The sequence below is a fragment of the Enterococcus sp. MSG3290 genome, from assembly GCF_050555565.1.
Classification (GTDB): domain Bacteria; phylum Bacillota; class Bacilli; order Lactobacillales; family Enterococcaceae; genus Enterococcus_B; species Enterococcus_B faecium.
Genome location: NZ_CP187862.1, coordinates 1,571,218 through 1,590,086, shown reverse-complemented (window position 1 = coordinate 1,590,086; position 18,869 = coordinate 1,571,218). Strand labels below are relative to the sequence as shown.

The 18,869-nt window shown below is 39.6% G+C and carries 18 protein-coding genes and 1 riboswitch; of the genes, 17 read left to right on the top strand and 1 reads right to left on the bottom strand.

Annotated elements, in window-relative coordinates; translation table 11 throughout:
* Positions 1-3 precede the first annotated feature (3 nt).
* The 12 genes from IGL31_RS07580 to purB all read left to right on the top strand — a co-directional run bounded on the left by IGL31_RS07580 (position 4) and on the right by purB (position 12,751).
* On the top strand, positions 4-621 hold the full coding sequence (locus tag IGL31_RS07580; RefSeq protein WP_002295461.1) for a glycoside hydrolase family 73 protein: 618 nt from the start codon (positions 4-6) through the stop codon (positions 619-621).
* Positions 622-638: 17 nt separating this feature from the next.
* A complete protein-coding gene (locus IGL31_RS07575; RefSeq protein ID WP_002331840.1) occupies positions 639-1,322 on the top strand; it encodes a hydrolase in 684 nt (227 codons plus the stop codon).
* A 682-nt stretch (positions 1,323-2,004) separates the two neighbouring features.
* Complete coding sequence (locus IGL31_RS07570; protein WP_002331839.1) at positions 2,005-3,288, top strand: ABC transporter substrate-binding protein; 1,284 nt, start codon at positions 2,005-2,007, stop codon at positions 3,286-3,288.
* Between the two features lie 15 nt (positions 3,289-3,303).
* The gene (locus tag IGL31_RS07565; protein WP_002295465.1) at positions 3,304-4,191 is read left to right on the top strand and encodes a carbohydrate ABC transporter permease; all 888 of its coding nucleotides are present in this window, start codon (positions 3,304-3,306) and stop codon (positions 4,189-4,191) included.
* Between the two features lie 16 nt (positions 4,192-4,207).
* On the top strand, positions 4,208-5,044 hold the full coding sequence (locus IGL31_RS07560; RefSeq protein ID WP_002300540.1) for a carbohydrate ABC transporter permease: 837 nt from the start codon (positions 4,208-4,210) through the stop codon (positions 5,042-5,044).
* A 2-nt stretch (positions 5,045-5,046) separates the two neighbouring features.
* A complete protein-coding gene (locus IGL31_RS07555) occupies positions 5,047-5,670 on the top strand; it encodes a hypothetical protein (RefSeq protein WP_002324684.1) in 624 nt (207 codons plus the stop codon).
* Positions 5,667-6,959: a Gfo/Idh/MocA family protein gene (locus IGL31_RS07550; RefSeq protein ID WP_086300121.1), complete on the top strand. Its 1,293-nt coding sequence runs from the start codon at positions 5,667-5,669 to the stop codon at positions 6,957-6,959. The genes IGL31_RS07555 and IGL31_RS07550 overlap by 4 nt, the downstream gene beginning before the upstream one ends.
* 358 nt (positions 6,960-7,317) lie before the next feature.
* A riboswitch (purine riboswitch) is annotated at positions 7,318-7,415 on the top strand.
* 115 nt (positions 7,416-7,530) lie between these two features.
* Positions 7,531-8,112 carry a xanthine phosphoribosyltransferase gene (locus IGL31_RS07545; RefSeq protein ID WP_002306871.1) on the top strand — a complete coding sequence of 194 codons (582 nt, stop codon included), beginning with the start codon at positions 7,531-7,533 and terminating at the stop codon, positions 8,110-8,112.
* Between the two features lie 2 nt (positions 8,113-8,114).
* Positions 8,115-9,422 carry a nucleobase:cation symporter-2 family protein gene (locus IGL31_RS07540; protein WP_086300120.1) on the top strand — a complete coding sequence of 436 codons (1,308 nt, stop codon included), beginning with the start codon at positions 8,115-8,117 and terminating at the stop codon, positions 9,420-9,422.
* 415 nt (positions 9,423-9,837) lie between these two features.
* Entirely contained in the window at positions 9,838-10,326 is a 489-nt protein-coding gene (gene purE / locus IGL31_RS07535; RefSeq protein WP_002303771.1) for a 5-(carboxyamino)imidazole ribonucleotide mutase, read from the top strand.
* On the top strand, positions 10,319-11,443 hold the full coding sequence (gene purK / locus IGL31_RS07530) for a 5-(carboxyamino)imidazole ribonucleotide synthase (protein ID WP_002306867.1): 1,125 nt from the start codon (positions 10,319-10,321) through the stop codon (positions 11,441-11,443). The genes purE and purK overlap by 8 nt, the downstream gene beginning before the upstream one ends.
* A gap of 12 nt (positions 11,444-11,455) precedes the next feature.
* On the top strand, positions 11,456-12,751 hold the full coding sequence (gene purB, locus IGL31_RS07525; protein WP_002306865.1) for an adenylosuccinate lyase: 1,296 nt from the start codon (positions 11,456-11,458) through the stop codon (positions 12,749-12,751).
* 179 nt (positions 12,752-12,930) lie between these two features.
* On the opposite strand, the gene IGL31_RS07520 is transcribed toward purB, so the two are convergent.
* Positions 12,931-13,308, bottom strand: coding sequence for a hypothetical protein (locus tag IGL31_RS07520; protein WP_002297115.1), 378 nt, complete (start codon positions 13,306-13,308; stop codon positions 12,931-12,933).
* 255 nt (positions 13,309-13,563) lie between these two features.
* Between IGL31_RS07520 and purC the strand changes: the two genes are divergently transcribed.
* The 5 genes from purC to purF are packed head-to-tail and all read left to right on the top strand — an operon-like array spanning position 13,564 to position 18,866.
* Positions 13,564-14,292, top strand: a complete 729-nt coding sequence (purC, locus tag IGL31_RS07515) for a phosphoribosylaminoimidazolesuccinocarboxamide synthase (protein ID WP_002288021.1) — start codon at positions 13,564-13,566, stop codon at positions 14,290-14,292.
* Positions 14,292-14,546 (top strand): phosphoribosylformylglycinamidine synthase subunit PurS, encoded by a 255-nt coding sequence (gene purS / locus IGL31_RS07510; protein WP_002295474.1) that lies wholly within the window; start codon positions 14,292-14,294, stop codon positions 14,544-14,546. Before purC ends, purS begins: the two co-directional genes overlap by 1 nt.
* 1 nt (position 14,547) lies before the next feature.
* On the top strand, positions 14,548-15,219 hold the full coding sequence (gene purQ / locus IGL31_RS07505) for a phosphoribosylformylglycinamidine synthase subunit PurQ (protein ID WP_002288017.1): 672 nt from the start codon (positions 14,548-14,550) through the stop codon (positions 15,217-15,219).
* Positions 15,220-17,442, top strand: coding sequence for a phosphoribosylformylglycinamidine synthase subunit PurL (gene purL / locus IGL31_RS07500; RefSeq protein WP_086300119.1), 2,223 nt, complete (start codon positions 15,220-15,222; stop codon positions 17,440-17,442).
* Positions 17,427-18,866, top strand: coding sequence for an amidophosphoribosyltransferase (gene purF, locus IGL31_RS07495; RefSeq protein ID WP_086300118.1), 1,440 nt, complete (start codon positions 17,427-17,429; stop codon positions 18,864-18,866). Before purL ends, purF begins: the two co-directional genes overlap by 16 nt.
* Positions 18,867-18,869 lie beyond the last annotated feature (3 nt).

Below are 18,869 nucleotides of genomic sequence, written 5' to 3'. Positions count from 1 at the left end.
ATCATGGCGAAAAAAAAGTGGAAAAAGCAAAAGCGCAAGAATATCCGTTGGCCAGCAGTGGTTGCCGGTGTAGCAGTGATACTCTTAGCCTTTGTTTTTTCCTTGAAGAATCTGTCTTCTCCTTTTACTGATAATCAGCAAGAAAATGAAGCGCAATCCCATCAGCAATTTATTGAACGGCTTGTTCCGCATGCCCAAGAACTACAAGATGGTTATGGAGTGCTTCCTAGTATCATTTTAGGACAAGCTATATTAGAATCAAATTGGGGAAAAAGTACCTTGGCTAGCAAATACAATAATCTTTTCGGGATCAAGGCTTATGGGGATCAGAAGAAAGTAAGCCTGGAAACAAAGGAATTTGTTAACGAAGAATGGATAACTATCCAAGGAGACTTCAAAGTGTATGATTCATGGGAACAGTCCATGGATGACCATACACAACTGTTCGTCCAAGGAGTAGATTGGAATCCTGCGCTGTATGAAAAAGTGATTACGGCCACCAACTATCAGGAAGCCGCACAAGCATTGCAAGATGCAGGTTATGCGACAGACCCCGGTTATGCGCAAAAAATCATCCAGGTCATCGAGACGTATCAATTGAATCAGTATGACCGGAGATAGCAAAGGAGAAGTGGCTGATGGCAGAACAATTTACGCCAGAAATCATGACGGAATTGAGAAAAGATATCGTAAGAGTACCGGAAATCATTTTAGAAGCAAGCGGGATCAAGATATTTGGAAAATTGATCCGTTCGATCATCTTTACTACGGATATTGCGATCATACGTAATACAAATGCGAATGCAGTAATTGCTGTGTATCCTTTTACACCTCATCCAGCGATTACTAAAAGCATTATTGAGGCAGCTGACATTCCAGTTTTCTCCGGTGTAGGTGGTGGTTTGACACAAGGTGCTCGTTCTTCCTACATGAGCATGTTCGCAGAAGCGCAAGGTTCGTTAGGGGTCGTTTTGAACGGTCCTACGCCTTTAGAGACAGTAAAAGAAGTTTGTCGAGTAGTTGATATTCCAGTTATCAGTACGGTAACGTCGAAATATACAGAAATAGATGAAAAGTTAGCAGCTGGTATTTCGATTATCAATATCAGTGCAGGTAAAGAAACTGCAGACGCAGTACGCCATTTTCGTAAAAAATATCCTGAACTTCCTATCATTGCGACAGGTGGTCCAACGGAAGAAAGTATTGCTGAGACCATTCAAGCAGGAGCAAATGCCATCACATATACGCCACCAAGTAGCGGAGAGCTTTTTAGTCGTAAAATGGAAAAATATCGGGAAACTGAGAAAAAGAATCATGAATAACAGGTGAGAATCAAAAGACGAGGAAGAGCAGATAGTGGCTCTTCCTCGTCTTTTGTACTCCAGTACTATTTGTTCAGAATTCAAAAAAAAGAGAAATTTTTTTGTTTTTTTATCTGTAATGTACATAAGAAGAGTTAAAACCTTTTGTTATTATTAGCATTCTAACAAAAAAATGTCTTGATTTATTGAAGCGCTTTCTATAGAATGAAAAACGAATAAAAACTAAAAAAGGCACCCGACAATTTAGTAGCAGCTAAATTGTCGGGGCTTGAAAAGTCAGCGGGAACTGACCAATCAAGTTGCCATAGTCAATGCTTGTGCATCGACGTGTATATTGTACCTAATTTCATACAGAATTACTAGTTATTTTTCTGTTTTTTAGGGAAGAGCGTACACGAAGAAGCATGCTTATTTAGCTATGTCAAGGATATTGGGCAGTTGTCTGATATCCTTTTTTCTTTGCGTAATTATCCTCCCATCATTGAAGCAAGAAGTGTTTTTAGCGATGAAAGAAGAATCAGCACTATCTAATTTTCCTTGAAAGTATTGAGTTGTTCATCCTAGGCAGAACGATAAGGCAAGTCTTGGTTTTTATTCCCCTTGAAAAAGATCGTTTAATAAATATGTTCTGTATAAAAATACAGTATATTGAAAAATAACAATGGAAGTAGAGGTGCAGAGAATGAAGAAAAGAATGAGAATCATCTTAGCTTTAAGTGTTATGTTATTCTTCTTGACGGCTTGTGGGCAAGAAGATGACAAAAAAATCACGCTGAACATGGCTTGGTGGGGTTCGCAAGTCCGACACGATGCAACAGTAAAAGTAATCGAGCTTTATGAAGAAAAAAATCCCCATGTGACGATCGATTATGAATTTTATGATTATGAAGGATATTACACAAAATTAAGTACACTAGCAGCATCAGATGATATCTGGGACATTTTCCAACTGAACAATCAATTTCCTCAATACATCAATCAGATTGAACCATTAGATGAATATGTGGAGCAAGGGATAATTGATATTTCTAATGCAGATGAATCCTATTTAGCAACGACGACTTACGATGGGCAATTAGTTGGACTGTCTAACGGGGTGAATTCGTTTGCGATTGCTTACAATAAAAATATATTTGAACAATTAAATATCCCTGAACCTGCTTCAAATTGGACATGGGATGAATTTGAACAAATCAGCTATCAAATCACTGAAGAATTAGGAATCTATGCTATTTCAAGATTCGAAGATTTTATAGCTGGCTGTATTATTCAAATACCACAAGTTGAGAAAGGATTGAATTTTTATAATCGGGAAGATCTATCTAACAGCTTGGGATTTGAAAATCCAGACTATCTAACAGATTTTTTCCAGCTGCGTAAAAATCTGGTAGACAAAGGTGCCCATCCGGAACCAGGTGGTGGAGCTGCAAGTACGACGGATCTGTCTTTTCAGGCGGTTAGGGATAGAGAAGCGGCAATGGTGTTTCTATCAAGTAACCAGTTGACAGAAATATTGTCAGGAGCGCCTGAAGATATGGAGATTCAGTTGATTAATCCACCTCGCAGAAAAGCAGATGGAGAATCTGGTATCCCTTTACGTTCTTCGCAAATGCTGAGTATGGCAAAAAGCTCAGCCCATAAAGAAGAAGCTGCTAAGTTTATTGATTTCTTTCAAAACAGTGAAGAAGCCAATGAAATTTTAAAAGGAGAACGTGGTGTGCCAATCATGTCGAATATTCGAGAACAGCTCGCTCGTGCAGATGATGCAACTTTGCAAGCGACATTTGACTATTTAGAAATGATTTCCGATATGGACAACGGCGAAGTGAATGTCTTTGATAGTGCTTTGAATCCGGAAATTCAAGACCAATACAATCTTTTAGTTGAAAAAGTCATTTATGAAGAAGTAACAGCAGAAGAAGCAGCAGAGAGTCTTTATGAGTTTGCGTCAAACATTCTAGGATAGCAGCAGGAGGAAGGCATGAAAAAAGAAAAACTAAAACGGTTCTTGGATCAAGACAATGTGGTCGGTTACGTATTTGCTTCTCCATTCATCCTAGGATTTCTATTGATAACAGTGATACCGATGATCTTGTCACTTTATTATTCATTCACCGATTATCGTTTGGGAAATCCAGTCTCATGGATCGGCTTGGATAATTATATAAAGATGCTGAGTGATGCCCGTTTTTTGAACTCCATCCGAGTCACTTTTCTCTATGTATTTGCATCTGTACCTGTGAAACTGATCTTTGGTCTATTGATTGCTTATCTTTTAACGAGGAATATCAAAGGAACGACTTTCTTTCGTTCTTTGTATTATGTGCCTAGTTTGATCGGTGGCAGTATTTCTATCGCTCTAGTTTGGCGGGAGTTGTTTTCTAAAAACGGGTTAGTGAATATTTTTCTGGAACGATTAGGCGCACCTGCGCTTTCCTGGTTTAGCGATCAAAAACTGGTCATGATCCCTCTTGTTTTGATGTCTGCTTGGCAATTCGGTTCGGCAATGATCATCTTTGCTGCAGGTATCAAAGAGATCCCAGGCTCGTATTATGAAGCGGCAGAGATCGATGGAGCGAACAAATGGCAGACGTTTTACAAGATCACGTTACCTCTTCTTTCGCCGATCATTTTGTATAACTTGGTTATGCAGACAATCGCGGCGTTTATGACTTTTACGCAGGCATTTATCATTACCCAAGGTGGTCCGAATGATGCCACGAACTTTTATGCTCTTTATGTGTATAACCAAGCTTTTTCTTTTAATTCTATGGGGTATGCTAGTGCTATTTCGTGGATCATGCTGTTGATTATGGGAGCTGTCACCTTTCTGATTTTCAAATCATCAAAAAAATGGGTCGTTGTGTGAATGAGAGGAGGAAGAAATGAATAATACAGTAACGAAATGGTTTCAATACGGTTTTATTTTGCTATTAGGTCTAGTCATGATTTATCCGGTCTTATGGATGATCGCAGGTTCTTTTAAAACGGATCAAGAGATTCTGAGTGGTTCGCTGAATTTGATTCCAGAGACTTTTCAATGGGAAAATTACGCAAAAGGATGGGCGGGGTTTGCTGGAATTTCATTTTTTACTTTCTTTAGGAATTCGTTTGTCATCTCTGCAGTTTCGACGATAGGGACAGTTCTGAGCTCGACTTGTATTGCTTACGCATTATCGAGAATCGATTTCAAAGGAAAAAGATTCTGGTTCGTCGTCATGTTAGTAACGATGATGATTCCTGCACAAGTGATTTTGATTCCGCAGTTTATTATTTACAATCGGCTGAATTTGGTTGGGACGTATGTGCCGCTGATTTTACCACATTTTTTTGGACAAGCATTTTTCATTTACCAGATCATGCAATTCATGGTCAGCATCCCCAAAGAGTTAGATGAATCAGCGATTATTGACGGATGCAGCAAGTATAGTGTCTTTACCAAAATTATTTTTCCTTTGCTGAAACCTTCGATCATCACGACGATCATCATCCAGTTTTATTGGAAATGGGACGACTTCATGGGACCATTGATTTATTTAAACAAGCCGAGATCTTACACGGTATCGATTGCCATCAAATTATTTGCAGACGCTGGATCTAGTACGACTTACGCGAGTATGTTTGCGATGTCTACGTTGTCGCTGCTACCGGTTTTTCTGATTTTCTTATTCTTCAATAAATATCTTGTCCAGGGGATCAGTACAAGCGGTCTGAAGGGCTGAATATGAAAAAGCCAATAGAAGAGATGTTTCTTTACAAGCTCAACTACTATTTCTGTCGGATTTTTTTAACCAGTCTTATCAGTAATGCTCTTTTCGCTTTAGTTCTAGGGTGTTTGTTCACTTTAGGATTAGTGCTGTCTGCTCGTGTTGTCTATCTGATTTATTTTTTGATGATGTATCCTTCTTATTATCTATCTGTCCATTACTTGGCAGAAAAAAAGGTATGTTGGAGGAAAGAAAAAATCAAACGGATGTGTTTCATCATTACGTTGTTTCAGCTGTTTGTCATTATTTTTGCAGTTGATTGGTATTTATTAGTGGGAAAGATTGGAGCTTGGTATCTGATTCCTTTTCTATTGTGTCTGTTGCTTTTTGTATCCCATAGTTTTTTTAGTACGCTAATTGATATCTGCAAAGAAGATAAAGCAGATAGTCTTGTTTATTTGATCAAAAGGAATATCTGGCTGTTGTCAAAAAACGTCAAAGGGTTTCTGTGGTATTTATGCCTTTTGTATGGACTGTTCTGGTGTATACAGCATGATTTTTTACTCACTGCATTACTGTATCCAGGGCTGCCATTTGTCACAGTATTTTGCTTAAAAGAAAAGGAGAATGACTTTAAATGAAGAAAAAATATGTACAAGTCGGACTTGGTGGGAGAGCGCGTTTTTTTTATGAGGCAATTGCCTCTACGTATCATCAAACTTGTGAACTAGTCGGTTTTTGTGATGTATCTCAAACAAGGATGGATTATGCAAATCGGATACTTGTGAACAAGTATGGACAGAAAAAAGTAAAGACATGTATGCCATCACAATTTGAGCAACTACTGGATGACGTACGGCCGGCTGAAGTCATTATTACGTCAGTAGATCGAACGCATCATGATTATATCATTCGTGCAATGAAAAAAGGATATGATGTTATTTGCGAAAAACCTCTGACTATCGATGAGGAAAAAGCTCAAGAAATAATAACGGTCCAAAAACAGACGGGAAGAAGCCTGCGAGTCACTTTCAATTATCGTTATGCACCGTATCACACGAAGATAAAGGAACTGATAGAAAGTGATGTGATTGGTGATGTGTTTTCTATCCACTTCGAATGGCTGTTAAATACGCAACACGGGGCAGATTATTTCAGAAGATGGCATCGAAATAAGCACAATAGCGGCGGGCTTCTTGTTCATAAATCTACCCATCATTTTGATCTAGTGAATTTTTGGTTGAACAGCCGTCCCAAAAAGGTATTTGCATTCGGTGGATTAAACTTTTATGGGATGCATAATGCGGAGAAACGCGGAGTAGAAACATTTTACAGTCGATGCTATGGAAGCGAACTAGCTAAAACTGATCCATTTGCTATAGACCTGTCAGCCAATGAGGAATTGCGAGAAATGTATTTAGAAGCAGAAAAAGACAGTGGATATATTCGTGACCGCAGTGTATTTTCCGATGATATCTCTATTGAAGATACACTAGGCGTAACGGTCAAATATGAAACTGGTGCGATTTTGACGTATTCGCTAAACGCGTATATGCCGTGGGAAGGATTCAATGTTTCTTTCAATGGCAGCAAAGGACGGATCGAAATGAAAGTGATCGAAAAGTCTTACATCAATGCAGGTGGAGATAAAAAGGATGAAGGAGCAGCCGTTCTTCAGTCCATCCATGTCTATCCGATGTTCGGTGAGCTATATGAGGTAATCGTCGAACAAGAAGCGGGCGGACATGGCGGAGGAGATCCGCGTTTATTAGATGATCTATTTGGTGAAGAAAAAGAAGAAGATCCGTGGAATCGGGCAGCAACTCACGTAGATGGTATTTTGTCGATTTTGACAGGAATCGCAGCAAATCATTCTATTGCTTCAGGAAAAGCAGTAGTGATTGACGAGCTTGTCAGCTTAAAAGAATAAGAATAGATTTACAGAAATTACTTCCCGTAGTTTATAAAATCTTGCCTTATTGCCGATAGGCTGTCTTTTGAACACTATTTATTCGGAAAAAGGGGCTATGACATGCTTTTTGTCATGCCTTCTTTTTATGTGGGCTGCTTTTTTAGATAGGAGAAAATAAAAATAACTATTTAAACCCGAACAAAAAGGAATAATGCATTAAAAATCATTAGATTTTACAAAAAAATAAGTAAACCACGTTGTCAGTTTCAGAAAGTAGTGTTAGACTGTTTTCAATATTTGAAACAACATTTTTTATTCAAATATGGCAAACTGCCTTCACGTGCAAAACAGTTGCAAGAAAATGAATTTACACTATTATTAGTTTTACATACCTACTTATATATCGTCATAATATGGATGACAGTTTCTAGCCAGTACCGTAAATGCTGGACTATAAGTAAAAGATTGGCTATTTCACCCTTCTTTTCTTATGATAAAGTGGAGGGTGTTTTTCTTTAACAGAAACATAGTAGGTTTTTGCACAAAAGCGGTTATTTCGGTATTAATAAATGATAAAGGAGCAAATAAAGTGAAAGAATTAGTTGAACGTATTCAAAAAGACGGACGTATATTAGGCGAGGGCGTATTAAAAGTCGACAGCTTCGTCACTCACCAAGTAGACCCTGTATTGATGGAACAAATGGGAAAACGGTTTGCAGAAGTATTTAAAGAACAAGGAATCACGAAAGTTGTGACCATTGAAGCTTCTGGGATCGCACCAGCTTTATTTGCTGCAAAAGAATTAGATGTTCCAATGATCTTCGCTAGAAAAGCAAAAAGTTTGACGATGGATGAAGAATTATTGACAGCTTCTGTTTATTCTTTTACGAAACAAGTGACAAGTACGATTTCTATTTCTCGTAAATTCTTATCTTCAGAAGACAAAGTATTGATTATCGACGATTTCTTGGCAAACGGACAAGCGGCAAAAGGATTGATCGAATTATGCCAGCAAGCTGGAGCTCAAGTAGAAGGAATCGGGATCGTCATCGAAAAGTCTTTCCAAGATGGACGTCAGTTACTTGAAGAAATGGGATTGAGAGTCGTTTCTCTTGCGCGTATTGCTTCCTTGACGAATGGACAAGTTGAGTTTCTTGAGGAGGACGCATAATCGTGGAAAAAGAAACACAAAATGGAAAAGCTGCGGTTTTAGGGCTGCAGCATCTGCTAGCGATGTATGCAGGAGCAGTAGCGGTGCCTCTTTTGATCGGTACAGGACTAGGCTTTAATCAAGAACAGATGACTTATTTGATTTCAATTGATATCTTTATGTGTGGATTAGCGACATTATTGCAATTGACAGTTAACCGATTTTTCGGAATTGGCTTGCCTGTCGTTTTAGGATGTGCGATCCAAGCAGTAGCTCCACTGATCTTGATCGGAACCAATGAAGGAGTAGGAGCTATCTACGGATCTATTATCGCTTCTGGGATCTTTGTTGTGTTAGTTTCTGGTGTCTTTTCTAAAATTAAAAAACTATTCCCTCCTATAGTAACAGGAACGGTTATCACCGTTATTGGTTTGACTTTGATTCCTGTAGCAATCGAGAAAATGGGTGGAGGTAATGCAACAGCAGCTGATTTTGGTGACAAAACAAATCTGCTACTTGCATTTGTGACGATTCTCCTAATTGTAGGCGTGCAAATGCTGGCAAAAGGGTTCATTCGTTCAATCGCGGTATTGATTGGTTTAGTCGGAGGAAGCATCTTAGCTGCTTTCATGGGAATGATTGATCTGAGCGCGATTGGAGATGCGCCGTTGTTCCATGTTCCACAACCCTTTTATTTTGGTAAACCAACTTTCGACGTATGGTCGATTTTACTAATGATCATCATTTCCATGGTCAGCATGGTAGAATCAACAGGTGTATATTTTGCACTTGGTGACATTACTGGGAAAAATGTTGGAGAAGAAGAATTGAAAAAGGGATATCGTGCAGAAGGACTTGCCGTTATCTTAGGCGGTATTTTCAATACATTCCCTTATACTGGCTTTTCTCAAAATGTCGGATTGGTTCAACTTTCGGGAATCAAAACAAGAAAACCCATCTATTTCTCTGCATTCTTCTTGATTGTTTTAGGATTATTCCCTAAAATCGGTGCGTTAGCACAAATCATCCCTGAGCCGGTACTTGGTGGAGGAATGTTAGTCATGTTCGGGATGGTGGCAGTCCAAGGAATCCGTATGCTGTTGGAAGTTGATTTCAGCAATGATAAAAATCTATTGATCGTTGCTGTTTCTGTTGGATTTGGGCTGGGTTTCAATGTTACGCCGACATTATTCAGTCAAATGCCGCAAACAATGCAAATGTTCACTGGAAATGGCATCGTAATGAGTAGCATTACGGCTATCATATTGAATTTGATCTTTAATGGATTGAAAAAAGATGAAGAAATATTGGAAGAAGCCTTCAAGAAGTAATAGAGCAAAAGAAAGGTTGTGAAATCAGTATTTTGACCTGATTATTAGAGAAACAAACGGAAAAATAGTTCCTCGTATTTTGCCGTTTGTTTGAGCTAATACCGAGGGTCAGCTGATTGAACACCGTTGAAGGAAGAGGTCGTGAGCCTGCCGTTCATCTCCGAGTCACAAGGAACAATTTCAAAAAACAGCTTCTCATGTTTGTTGAATATTGTTCCTTGTGACCGAGGAGTTGGCAGGAGAACACCGTTTATCCATAAAAAGGAATGTGACCTAACTTTTGTCACATTCCTTTTTTTCATCTTTAATAAACACGAACAATAAAATGTTTTTCTTTGTTAACATTCGAAATTTCTTTGACATCAAAAAAAGTGATTGTTAAAATATGAATGTAGAAAAACTGGGAGGAAAAACAATGACAGCAAAAATCTCTGTGATTATGGGGAGTACTTCAGATTGGGAAACAATGAAAGAAGCATGTCAAATATTGGATGAATTCGGTGTGTCTTATGAAAAAAAGGTCGTTTCTGCTCATCGAACCCCAGATTTGATGTTTGAATATGCACAAAACGCTCGAAAAAAAGGAATCAAAATCATTATTGCAGGAGCAGGGGGAGCCGCGCATCTGCCGGGTATGGTCGCATCAAAAACAACTTTGCCGGTTATCGGTGTACCGGTCCAATCACGAACATTAAATGGTTTGGATTCGCTTCTTTCGATTGTCCAAATGCCTGGAGGAGTACCTGTAGCTACTACAGCAATCGGAAAAGCGGGAGCAATTAATGCTGGACTACTTGCGATACAGATGCTTTCCATGTATGATTTAGAATTGGAGGCTAAATTGGCTGAAAGACGTTCAATGTTGGCTAAAACTGTTATAGAAAGTAGTGATCAACTTGGTTAAACCTTTGTTGCCTGGTTCAACGATCGGGATCGTCGGTGGCGGTCAATTAGGTCGTATGATGGCGATTAGTGCAAAAGAAATGGGCTTTAAAGTAGGTGTGCTGGATCCTGTGAGCGATTGTCCAGCCGCACAAGTTGCAGATTGGCACATTGAAAGTGTCTATGATGACACCTTTGCGCTGAAAGAGCTTGCCAGAAGAACAGATGTCATTACCTATGAATTCGAAAATGTCAGTGTAGAGGCGTTAAATGCGATTTTACCCATGTCATTTATTCCTCAAGGGACAGACTTGCTTGCGATTACGCAAGACCGCCTGTTAGAAAAATCTTTTTTGGAAACGAACAACATCGTGATTGCTCCTTATGCAACGATCGTCAGTCCGACGGATATCCAAGATGCGATTGACGGGATCGGCTATCCTTGTGTTTTGAAAACCACTCGAGGCGGCTATGATGGCAAGGGGCAGTATGTTTTGAAAAGTCGGGCGGATCTAGCTCCTGCCATGGACCTTTTAAGAGAAGGAACCTGTGTTTTAGAAGCATGGATCCCGTTTGAAAAAGAGATTTCGATCATGGTGGCAGGAAATGGTCAAGGAGATTTCACGACTTTTCCGGTCGTGGAAAACATCCACCACAACAATATTCTTCATGAAACGATTGCTCCAGCCGCGATTGATCAGGATGTGATCGAGGAGGCTGAGCGTATTGCCCGTGTGATTGCAGAAGCAGTGAGCCTTTCAGGTGTTTTAGGGGTAGAAATGTTTTTAACAAAAACAGGCGGGCTATATGTGAATGAATTAGCTCCTCGTCCTCACAATTCTGGACATTATTCTATTGAAGCTTGTTCTATGAGTCAGTTCGATGCCCATATTCGAGGTATTTGCGGATGGCCATTAGGAGAAAAAGTGCGTCTGACAAGCAATGCAGTGATGGTCAATGTTTTGGGAGAACAACTGCTGGAAAGCTATCGTTTGATCGAGAATAAGCCAGACTGGCAATTTCATTTCTATGGAAAAAAACAAGCAAAAAAAGGTCGCAAGATGGGACATATCACTATCTTGACAGAAGATATCCAGCAAACGCTGGAAGAAATCAAACAAACGAATATTTGGGATTAGAGGAGAAAAAACATGTTAGAACGTTATACACGCCCTGAAATGGGGAATATCTGGACGGAAGAGAACAAATACCGTGCGTGGCTTGAAGTCGAGATTTTAGCAGATGAAGCTTGGGCAGAACTTGGTGAAATCCCGCAAGAAGATGTGAAAAAAATCCGTGAGCATGCATCATTTGATATCGATCGGATCTTGGAAATCGAAAAATCAACACGCCATGATGTCGTTGCGTTTACACGAGCGGTTTCTGAAACATTGGGAGAAGAAAGAAAATGGGTCCATTATGGTCTAACAAGTACGGATGTCGTAGATACTGCTTATGGCTATCTCATCAAGCAAGCAAATGATATTTTACGGGAAGACTTGAAACGTTTTACGGAAATCATTGGCGAAAAAGCAAAAGAACACAAATATACAGTGATGATGGGTCGGACACACGGTGTCCATGCTGAACCAACTACTTTTGGATTGAAACTTGCCACATGGTATTCAGAAATGAAACGGAACATCGAACGATTTGAACATGCGGCAAAAGGAGTAGAAGCAGGAAAAATCTCAGGAGCAGTGGGGACGTTCGCAAATATCCCGCCATTTATTGAAGAGTATGTATGTAAACAATTGGGGATCCGTCCACAAGAAATCTCTACTCAAGTTCTCCCTCGGGATCTACATGCTGAATATTTCTCAGCGATGGCGCTTATTGCTACAAGTATTGAACGTTTTGCAACAGAGATACGCGGATTGCAAAAATCCGAAACACGTGAAGTAGAAGAATTTTTTGCGAAAGGTCAAAAAGGTTCTTCTGCTATGCCGCACAAAAGGAATCCGATCGGTTCAGAAAATATGGCTGGTCTAGCCAGAGTGGTGCGCGGACACATGGTCACTGCCTATGAAAATGTCACATTATGGCATGAAAGAGATATTTCTCATTCTTCAGCAGAACGAATCATCTTGCCTGATACCACGATTTTATTGAATTACATGTTAAATCGTTTTGGCAATATCGTTAAAAATCTAACGGTCTTTCCTGAAAACATGAAGCGGAATATGTCTGCAACATTTGGTTTGATTTATAGCCAGCGCGTTATGCTGAAATTGATCGATAAGGGAATGACAAGAGAAGAAGCTTATGATCTTGTTCAGCCAAAAACTGCGTACGCTTGGGACAACCAAGTGCAGTTCCGCCCGCTGTTAGAAGAAGATCCAACCATCACATCGGTATTATCTAAAGAAGAAATAGACGATGCCTTTGATTATCATCATCATTTGAAAAACGTTGACGTGATATTCAAACGAGTAGGTTTGGAATAAAGAAGAGTGAGTTGCAAAATTCAATTAAAATAGAATAGCAAAAATAACCAAAAAAGAAGCAGATCCGTTAGCGGTTCTGCTTCTTTTAGTTTATTATATTTTCTTATCAATAATAGGAACCTGATTTTAAAAGCGGCTACCTCTTTACCGTGCCTCTTTACATACAAAAAATAGAGGAATTAAGCGTAAATGGCTTGGCTATTATAACTAAAATGCTGGTTATGGAGATGTTGCAGCAAGTTTTCGAGAAAAGCGTATTCCATCTCTTGTCCATTGAATAAGATCTGGATACGATAATGATTTTTGAAACGCTTCTGTTCATGAATCTGACTGATTGAAAGTTCGCCTTTGTGTTCTGTCTGATAAAGAAAAGTCCTTTTACGGCATTCAGCACAGCGCTTGGTTGCTCGGCGGATTTTTCGGAATGTATAAAAACTAGTATCTTTATTGCATAAATAAACGTCTTTGATCGACAGCAAATCATTATATAGACAGGAACGTTCTTCAGCTGTTAATTCTGATAAAAAAAGCTGACCTTGTTTTATTGCATCTTCCATCGGCAAGTGCCTCCTCGAACCCATTATCCAAATTTTTAGTTAATTCTAATATACCATCATTAAGTATAAATGTAAACGCTTGTTGATGGTATAAGATTTTCGTTTCTGATAAAACACGAACATTAAAAGAATCTAATGCCTTTAATGTACATATTTATATTGATTTCTAAAAAGATGATTGTTAAAATTCAAAGTGAAAACACGAACAAAAAACGATGTATTTGCTTTTAATGTAAACGAAAAGGAGAGACGTACATGGAGAAGAAAGAACTTCTGTATGAAGGGAAAGCCAAAAAAATATATCTTACTTCTGATGAGAACTTGATTTGGATAGAATATTTAGATCAAGCAACTGCGTTGAATGGCGCGAGGAAAGACCAGATAAGTGGAAAAGGAGAATTGAATAATCAAATCACAAGTGCAATTTTCCGTTATCTGACTCAAAGAGGAATAAAAAATCATTTTATTGAACAATTGTCTAAAACCGAACAATTAGCAAAAAAAGTACAAATTATCCCTCTGGAAGTGGTTATCCGAAATATTGCAGCAGGAAGTTTCTCAAAACGTCTAGGTGTTCCCGAAGGTAAAGAATTCATCAAACCAATCATTGAATTCTACTATAAGGATGACCAGTTGGATGATCCATTTATCAATGAAGAGCATATCTATTTCTTACAACTTGCAAAACCGGAAGAAATCAGTGAGCTGAAAGCCCAAGCGTTGGCTATTAATGAAATTTTGACCGAATTATTTGCTAAGGTCGGTTTGGTTTTAGTAGATTTCAAGCTAGAGTTTGGCCGGTCGAATGGACAAATTTTGCTTGCGGATGAAGTAACACCGGATACTTGCCGATTATGGGATGAACGTACGAATGAACATATGGACAAAGACGTTTACCGCAGAGATCTAGGTGATTTGATCCCAGTCTATCAAGAAGTATATAACCGTCTATCGGAACTAACTGAAGAAAAGGAGCGAGTTTGATGTATTTCGTAAAAGTATATGTAACCTATAAAGATTCAGTGTTAGATCCTCAAGGGGAGGCAGTAAAAAAAGCAGTCCATCGTATGGGATATGAAACAATCGAAGATATCCGTATAGGAAAATACTTTGAGATACAACTTGCTGATGCAGAAGAACCAATCGATACAGTGATTGAAACGATTTGTGACAAGCTGCTTGCAAATGTAAATATGGAAACATATCGATATGAAATCAAAAAAATGGAGGAAGTATAACATGAAATTTGCGGTCATCGTTTTTCCAGGTTCAAATTGTGACGCAGATATGTTATGGGCAGTTCGCGAGATCATGGGTGCTGATGCCGAATTCGTTCGGCATGATGAGTCCTCTTTAGAAGGATTTGATGGGGTTTTACTGCCAGGAGGATTCTCATATGGTGACTATTTGAGATGCGGTGCGATTGCCCGGTTTTCTACAATCATGGAAGAAGTGATTCGTTTTGCTGAAGAAGGGAAACCAGTATTCGGTACATGCAATGGATTCCAGATATTGACAGAAGCAGGACTTTTGCCAGGTGTACTGAGACGAAATGAGTCTTTGCATTTTATTTGCAAAACTGTACCATTGAAAGTCAACCCCAAGACGGCCTTTACTTCAGAGTATGAAGCCGACGAAATAATCTATCTTCCAGTTGCTCACGGGGAAGGAAATTATTTCTGTGACGAAGAAACACTTCAAGAACTAAAAAAAAATAATCAGATTGCCTTTACTTATAATGACAACATCAACGGCAGCGTGGAAAACATTGCAGGGATTACGAACAAAGCAGGGAATGTGTTAGGAATGATGCCTCATCCAGAACGTGCAGTAGAAGACTTGCTAGGATCAGAAGATGGGAAACGGTTCTTTGCTTCCATTTTAAAAAACTTCGGAAAGGTGACCGTATAGATGAAAACATTGAAAGAACCGACAGCTGAAGAGATCAAGAAAAAAAGAATCTATGCCGAATGGGGATTGACTGATGAAGAATATCGAATGATCGAAGAAGATATCTTAGGAAGAATGCCTAATTATACGGAAACTGGACTGTTCTCTGTTATGTGGAGCGAACATTGTTCCTATAAAAATTCTAAACCGGTTCTACGCAAATTTCCTACTAGTGGACCTCATGTGTTGCAAGGCCCTGGAGAAGGCGCAGGCATCGTCGACATCGGTGATGGACTAGCAGTTGTCTTCAAAGCAGAAAGTCACAATCATCCTTCAGCCGTGGAGCCTTATGAAGGAGCTGCGACAGGAGTTGGCGGAATCATCAGAGATATTTTCAGCATGGGGGCTCGTCCAATTGCGTTGCTAGATTCATTGAGGTTCGGCGAATTAGATAATCCAAGAACGAAATATTTACTAGAAGAAGTAGTTGCAGGCATCGGCGGATACGGCAATTGTATCGGCATACCGACTGTAGGCGGCGAAATTGCATTTGATCCTTGTTATGAAGGAAACCCATTAGTCAATGCAATGTGCGTAGGTTTGATTGAACACAAACATATCCAGAAAGGGCAAGCCACTGGCGTCGGTAATTCGATCATGTATGTAGGTGCAAAAACAGGTCGCGACGGTATCCACGGAGCAACTTTTGCCTCAGAAGAATTTAATCAAGAAGAAGAACAGCAACGTTCTGCTGTACAAGTAGGCGATCCTTTTATGGAAAAGCTGCTGCTTGAAGCGTGTTTGGAATTAATCTTGCATCATTCGGATTCTCTAATAGGTATACAGGATATGGGAGCAGCAGGACTTGTTTCATCTAGTGCGGAAATGGCTTCAAAAGCTGGCTCAGGACTTATATTGACATTAGATGAAGTCCCACAAAGAGAAACTGGGATGACACCTTATGAAATGATGTTATCGGAATCACAAGAACGGATGTTGATTTGTGTTAAATCAGGAGAGGAAGAAAAAATCCAAGAACTATTTCAGAAGTATGATCTAGATGCAGTCACTATCGGGAAAGTAACAGACGACGGGCAATATCGGCTATATCATCAAGGAGAAGAAGTAGCAAATCTGCCAGTCGATGCATTAGCTGAAGATGCACCAGTTTATCATAAAGAAATGAAAGAACCAGCTCGAATCGTAGAATTTCAGCAGTTAGCTCCTTATCAGCCAGTTATCGAAGAACCTGGACAAGTATTGCTTGATCTGCTGCAGCAACCGACGATTGCTTCAAAACGTTCAATCTATGAAACTTATGATTCACAAGTACAAACAAATACAGTTGTCCGTCCAGGAAGCGATGCTGCTGTGATGAGGGTTAGAGGGACGAATAAAGCGTTAGCTATGACCACAGACTGCAACGCGCGCTATCTGTATTTGGATCCAAAAATCGGAGGACAAATAGCAGTGGCAGAAGCTGCTAGAAATATTATTGCTAGCGGTGGTAAGCCCTTGGCGATCACCGACTGCCTGAACTATGGTTCTCCTGATAAACCAGAAGTTTTTTGGGAATTATCGACTTCAGCTGACGGAATTGCTGCTGCGTGTGAAACGTTAGGAACTCCTGTTATTTCAGGAAATGTCTCTTTATATAATGAAACGGATGGTCAAGCAATCTATCCAACACCAATGATTGGTATGGTCGGATTGATTGAGGATCATAAACATATCACTACTCAGGAATTCAAAAAATCAGGGGATCTAATCTATATATTAGGTAAGACGTTTGCAGATTTTGATGGCAGTGAATTACAAAAGATGCAGCTTGGAAGAATCGAAGGTGTGATCCGAAACTTTGATCTATCCATTGAAAAGAGAAACCAAGAGTTAGTATTGACAGCCATCCAAAACGGATTGATTGAAAGTGCTCATGACTGTTCAGAAGGTGGCTTGGCAATTGCACTGGCAGAATCAGCTTTCAAACATCAGCTAGGGATATCTGTACAGTTTGAATTGTCCTCTGCTCAATTATTTGCAGAAACTCAATCAAGATTTGTGTTGACAGTCGCACCGGAAAATAAGACACGATTCGAAGAAATGATGGGAGATGCTGCTGTTTTAGCAGGTAAGGTGACGGATGAAGCGATAATCGAAATTTCAGCAACTGACGGTCAGATCAAAATAGAAACTGCAGTAGCAAGAAAGTGCTGGGAGGATGCAATCGTATGTCTTATGAAGTGAAGAGTTTAAATGAAGAATGCGGGATCTTCGGTGTTTGGGGTCATCCAGACGCCGCTAGTGTGGCATACTTCGGGCTCCATAGTCTTCAGCATCGAGGACAAGAAGGTGCGGGTATCGTGTCCAATGATCGAGGAAAGCTTAAGGGGCATCGAGATTTGGGGCTGCTTTCTGAGGTATTCAAAGATCAAAGAAAATTGCAGCAGTTAACAGGAGAAGCTGCAATCGGACATGTACGTTATGCAACAGCAGGCAATGGAAGTGTGGACAATATTCAGCCTTTTCTATTCAAATTTCATGATCAGTCGATCGGCTTAGCGCATAATGGTAACTTGATCAATGCTCGTTCCCTTAGAAAAGAGTTAGAGGAAAATGGGGCGATCTTCCATTCTAACTCCGATACGGAGATATTGATGCATTTGATCCGACGAAGTGAAGAAACAGATTTTTTAAATAAATTAAAAAGTGCTTTGAATGAAGTCAAAGGTGGCTTTGCCTATTTATTAATGACAGAAACGGCAATGATTGCCGCTTTGGACCCAAATGGTTTTCGTCCATTAGCAATCGGACAAATGAAAAACGGAGCATACGTGATTGCCTCGGAAACTTGTGCATTAGAAGTTATTGGGGCACGTTTTATAAGAGATGTCCAGCCTGGAGAGATAGTGATTATCAATGACGAAGGAATCCAGATTGATTGCTTTACGAAGAATACGCAGCTTTCCATTTGTTCGATGGAATATATCTATTTTGCCAGACCAGATTCAAACATCGCAGGGATCAATGTGCATACTGCACGGAAAAATATGGGACGGAATTTAGCGAAAGAATCGCCAGTAAAAGCAGATATGGTCGTTGGTGTACCTAATTCTTCTTTGTCAGCCGCAAGCGGTTATGCAGAAGCTAGCGGTATCCCTTACGAAATTGGATTAGTAAAAAATCAATACATTGCCCGAACATTTATCCAGCCGACGCCAGAGCTAAGAGAGCAAGGTGTTCGAATGAAATTATCTGCTGTACGAGGAGTGGTGGAAGGTAAAAAGGTGATTATGGTCGATGATTCAATTGTTCGGGGTACGACAAGCAGACGGATCGTCCATCTTTTGAAAGAAGCAGGAGCAAAAGAAGTCCATGTGAGGATTGCTTCTCCTCCTTTGAAATATCCATGTTTTTACGGGATTGATATTCAAACGCGTAAAGAACTCATTGCGGCAAATCACACGATTGATGAAATCAAAGAATGTATCGGTGCAGATTCTTTAGGATTTTTAAGTGAAGAGGGTCTGATCGAATCGATTGGACTGAAAAAGGATGGCCCGTATTCAGGATTGTGTATGGCTTATTTCAACGGAGATTATCCAACGCCGTTATATGACTATGAAGAAAAGTATCAGGAATCGCTAAAAGAAAAAGTATCGTTCTTTTAAAAG

Excerpts from the sequence above, each read along its gene's own strand:
- purF (WP_086300118.1), top strand. The coding sequence starts at position 17,427 with ATGTCTTATGAAGTGAAGAGTTTAAATGAAGAATGCGGGATCTTCGGT.
- IGL31_RS07580 (WP_002295461.1), top strand. The coding sequence starts at position 4 with ATGGCGAAAAAAAAGTGGAAAAAGCAAAAGCGCAAGAATATCCGTTGG.
- purL (WP_086300119.1), top strand. The coding sequence starts at position 15,220 with ATGAAAACATTGAAAGAACCGACAGCTGAAGAGATCAAGAAAAAAAGA.
- IGL31_RS07520 (WP_002297115.1), bottom strand. The coding sequence starts at position 13,308 with ATGGAAGATGCAATAAAACAAGGTCAGCTTTTTTTATCAGAATTAACA.
- purC (WP_002288021.1), top strand. The coding sequence starts at position 13,564 with ATGGAGAAGAAAGAACTTCTGTATGAAGGGAAAGCCAAAAAAATATAT.
- IGL31_RS07555 (WP_002324684.1), top strand. The coding sequence starts at position 5,047 with ATGAAAAAGCCAATAGAAGAGATGTTTCTTTACAAGCTCAACTACTAT.
- purQ (WP_002288017.1), top strand. The coding sequence starts at position 14,548 with ATGAAATTTGCGGTCATCGTTTTTCCAGGTTCAAATTGTGACGCAGAT.
- IGL31_RS07575 (WP_002331840.1), top strand. The coding sequence starts at position 639 with ATGGCAGAACAATTTACGCCAGAAATCATGACGGAATTGAGAAAAGAT.
- purS (WP_002295474.1), top strand. The coding sequence starts at position 14,292 with ATGTATTTCGTAAAAGTATATGTAACCTATAAAGATTCAGTGTTAGAT.
- purE (WP_002303771.1), top strand. The coding sequence starts at position 9,838 with ATGACAGCAAAAATCTCTGTGATTATGGGGAGTACTTCAGATTGGGAA.
- purB (WP_002306865.1), top strand. The coding sequence starts at position 11,456 with ATGTTAGAACGTTATACACGCCCTGAAATGGGGAATATCTGGACGGAA.
- IGL31_RS07570 (WP_002331839.1), top strand. The coding sequence starts at position 2,005 with ATGAAGAAAAGAATGAGAATCATCTTAGCTTTAAGTGTTATGTTATTC.
- IGL31_RS07560 (WP_002300540.1), top strand. The coding sequence starts at position 4,208 with ATGAATAATACAGTAACGAAATGGTTTCAATACGGTTTTATTTTGCTA.
- IGL31_RS07550 (WP_086300121.1), top strand. The coding sequence starts at position 5,667 with ATGAAGAAAAAATATGTACAAGTCGGACTTGGTGGGAGAGCGCGTTTT.
- IGL31_RS07565 (WP_002295465.1), top strand. The coding sequence starts at position 3,304 with ATGAAAAAAGAAAAACTAAAACGGTTCTTGGATCAAGACAATGTGGTC.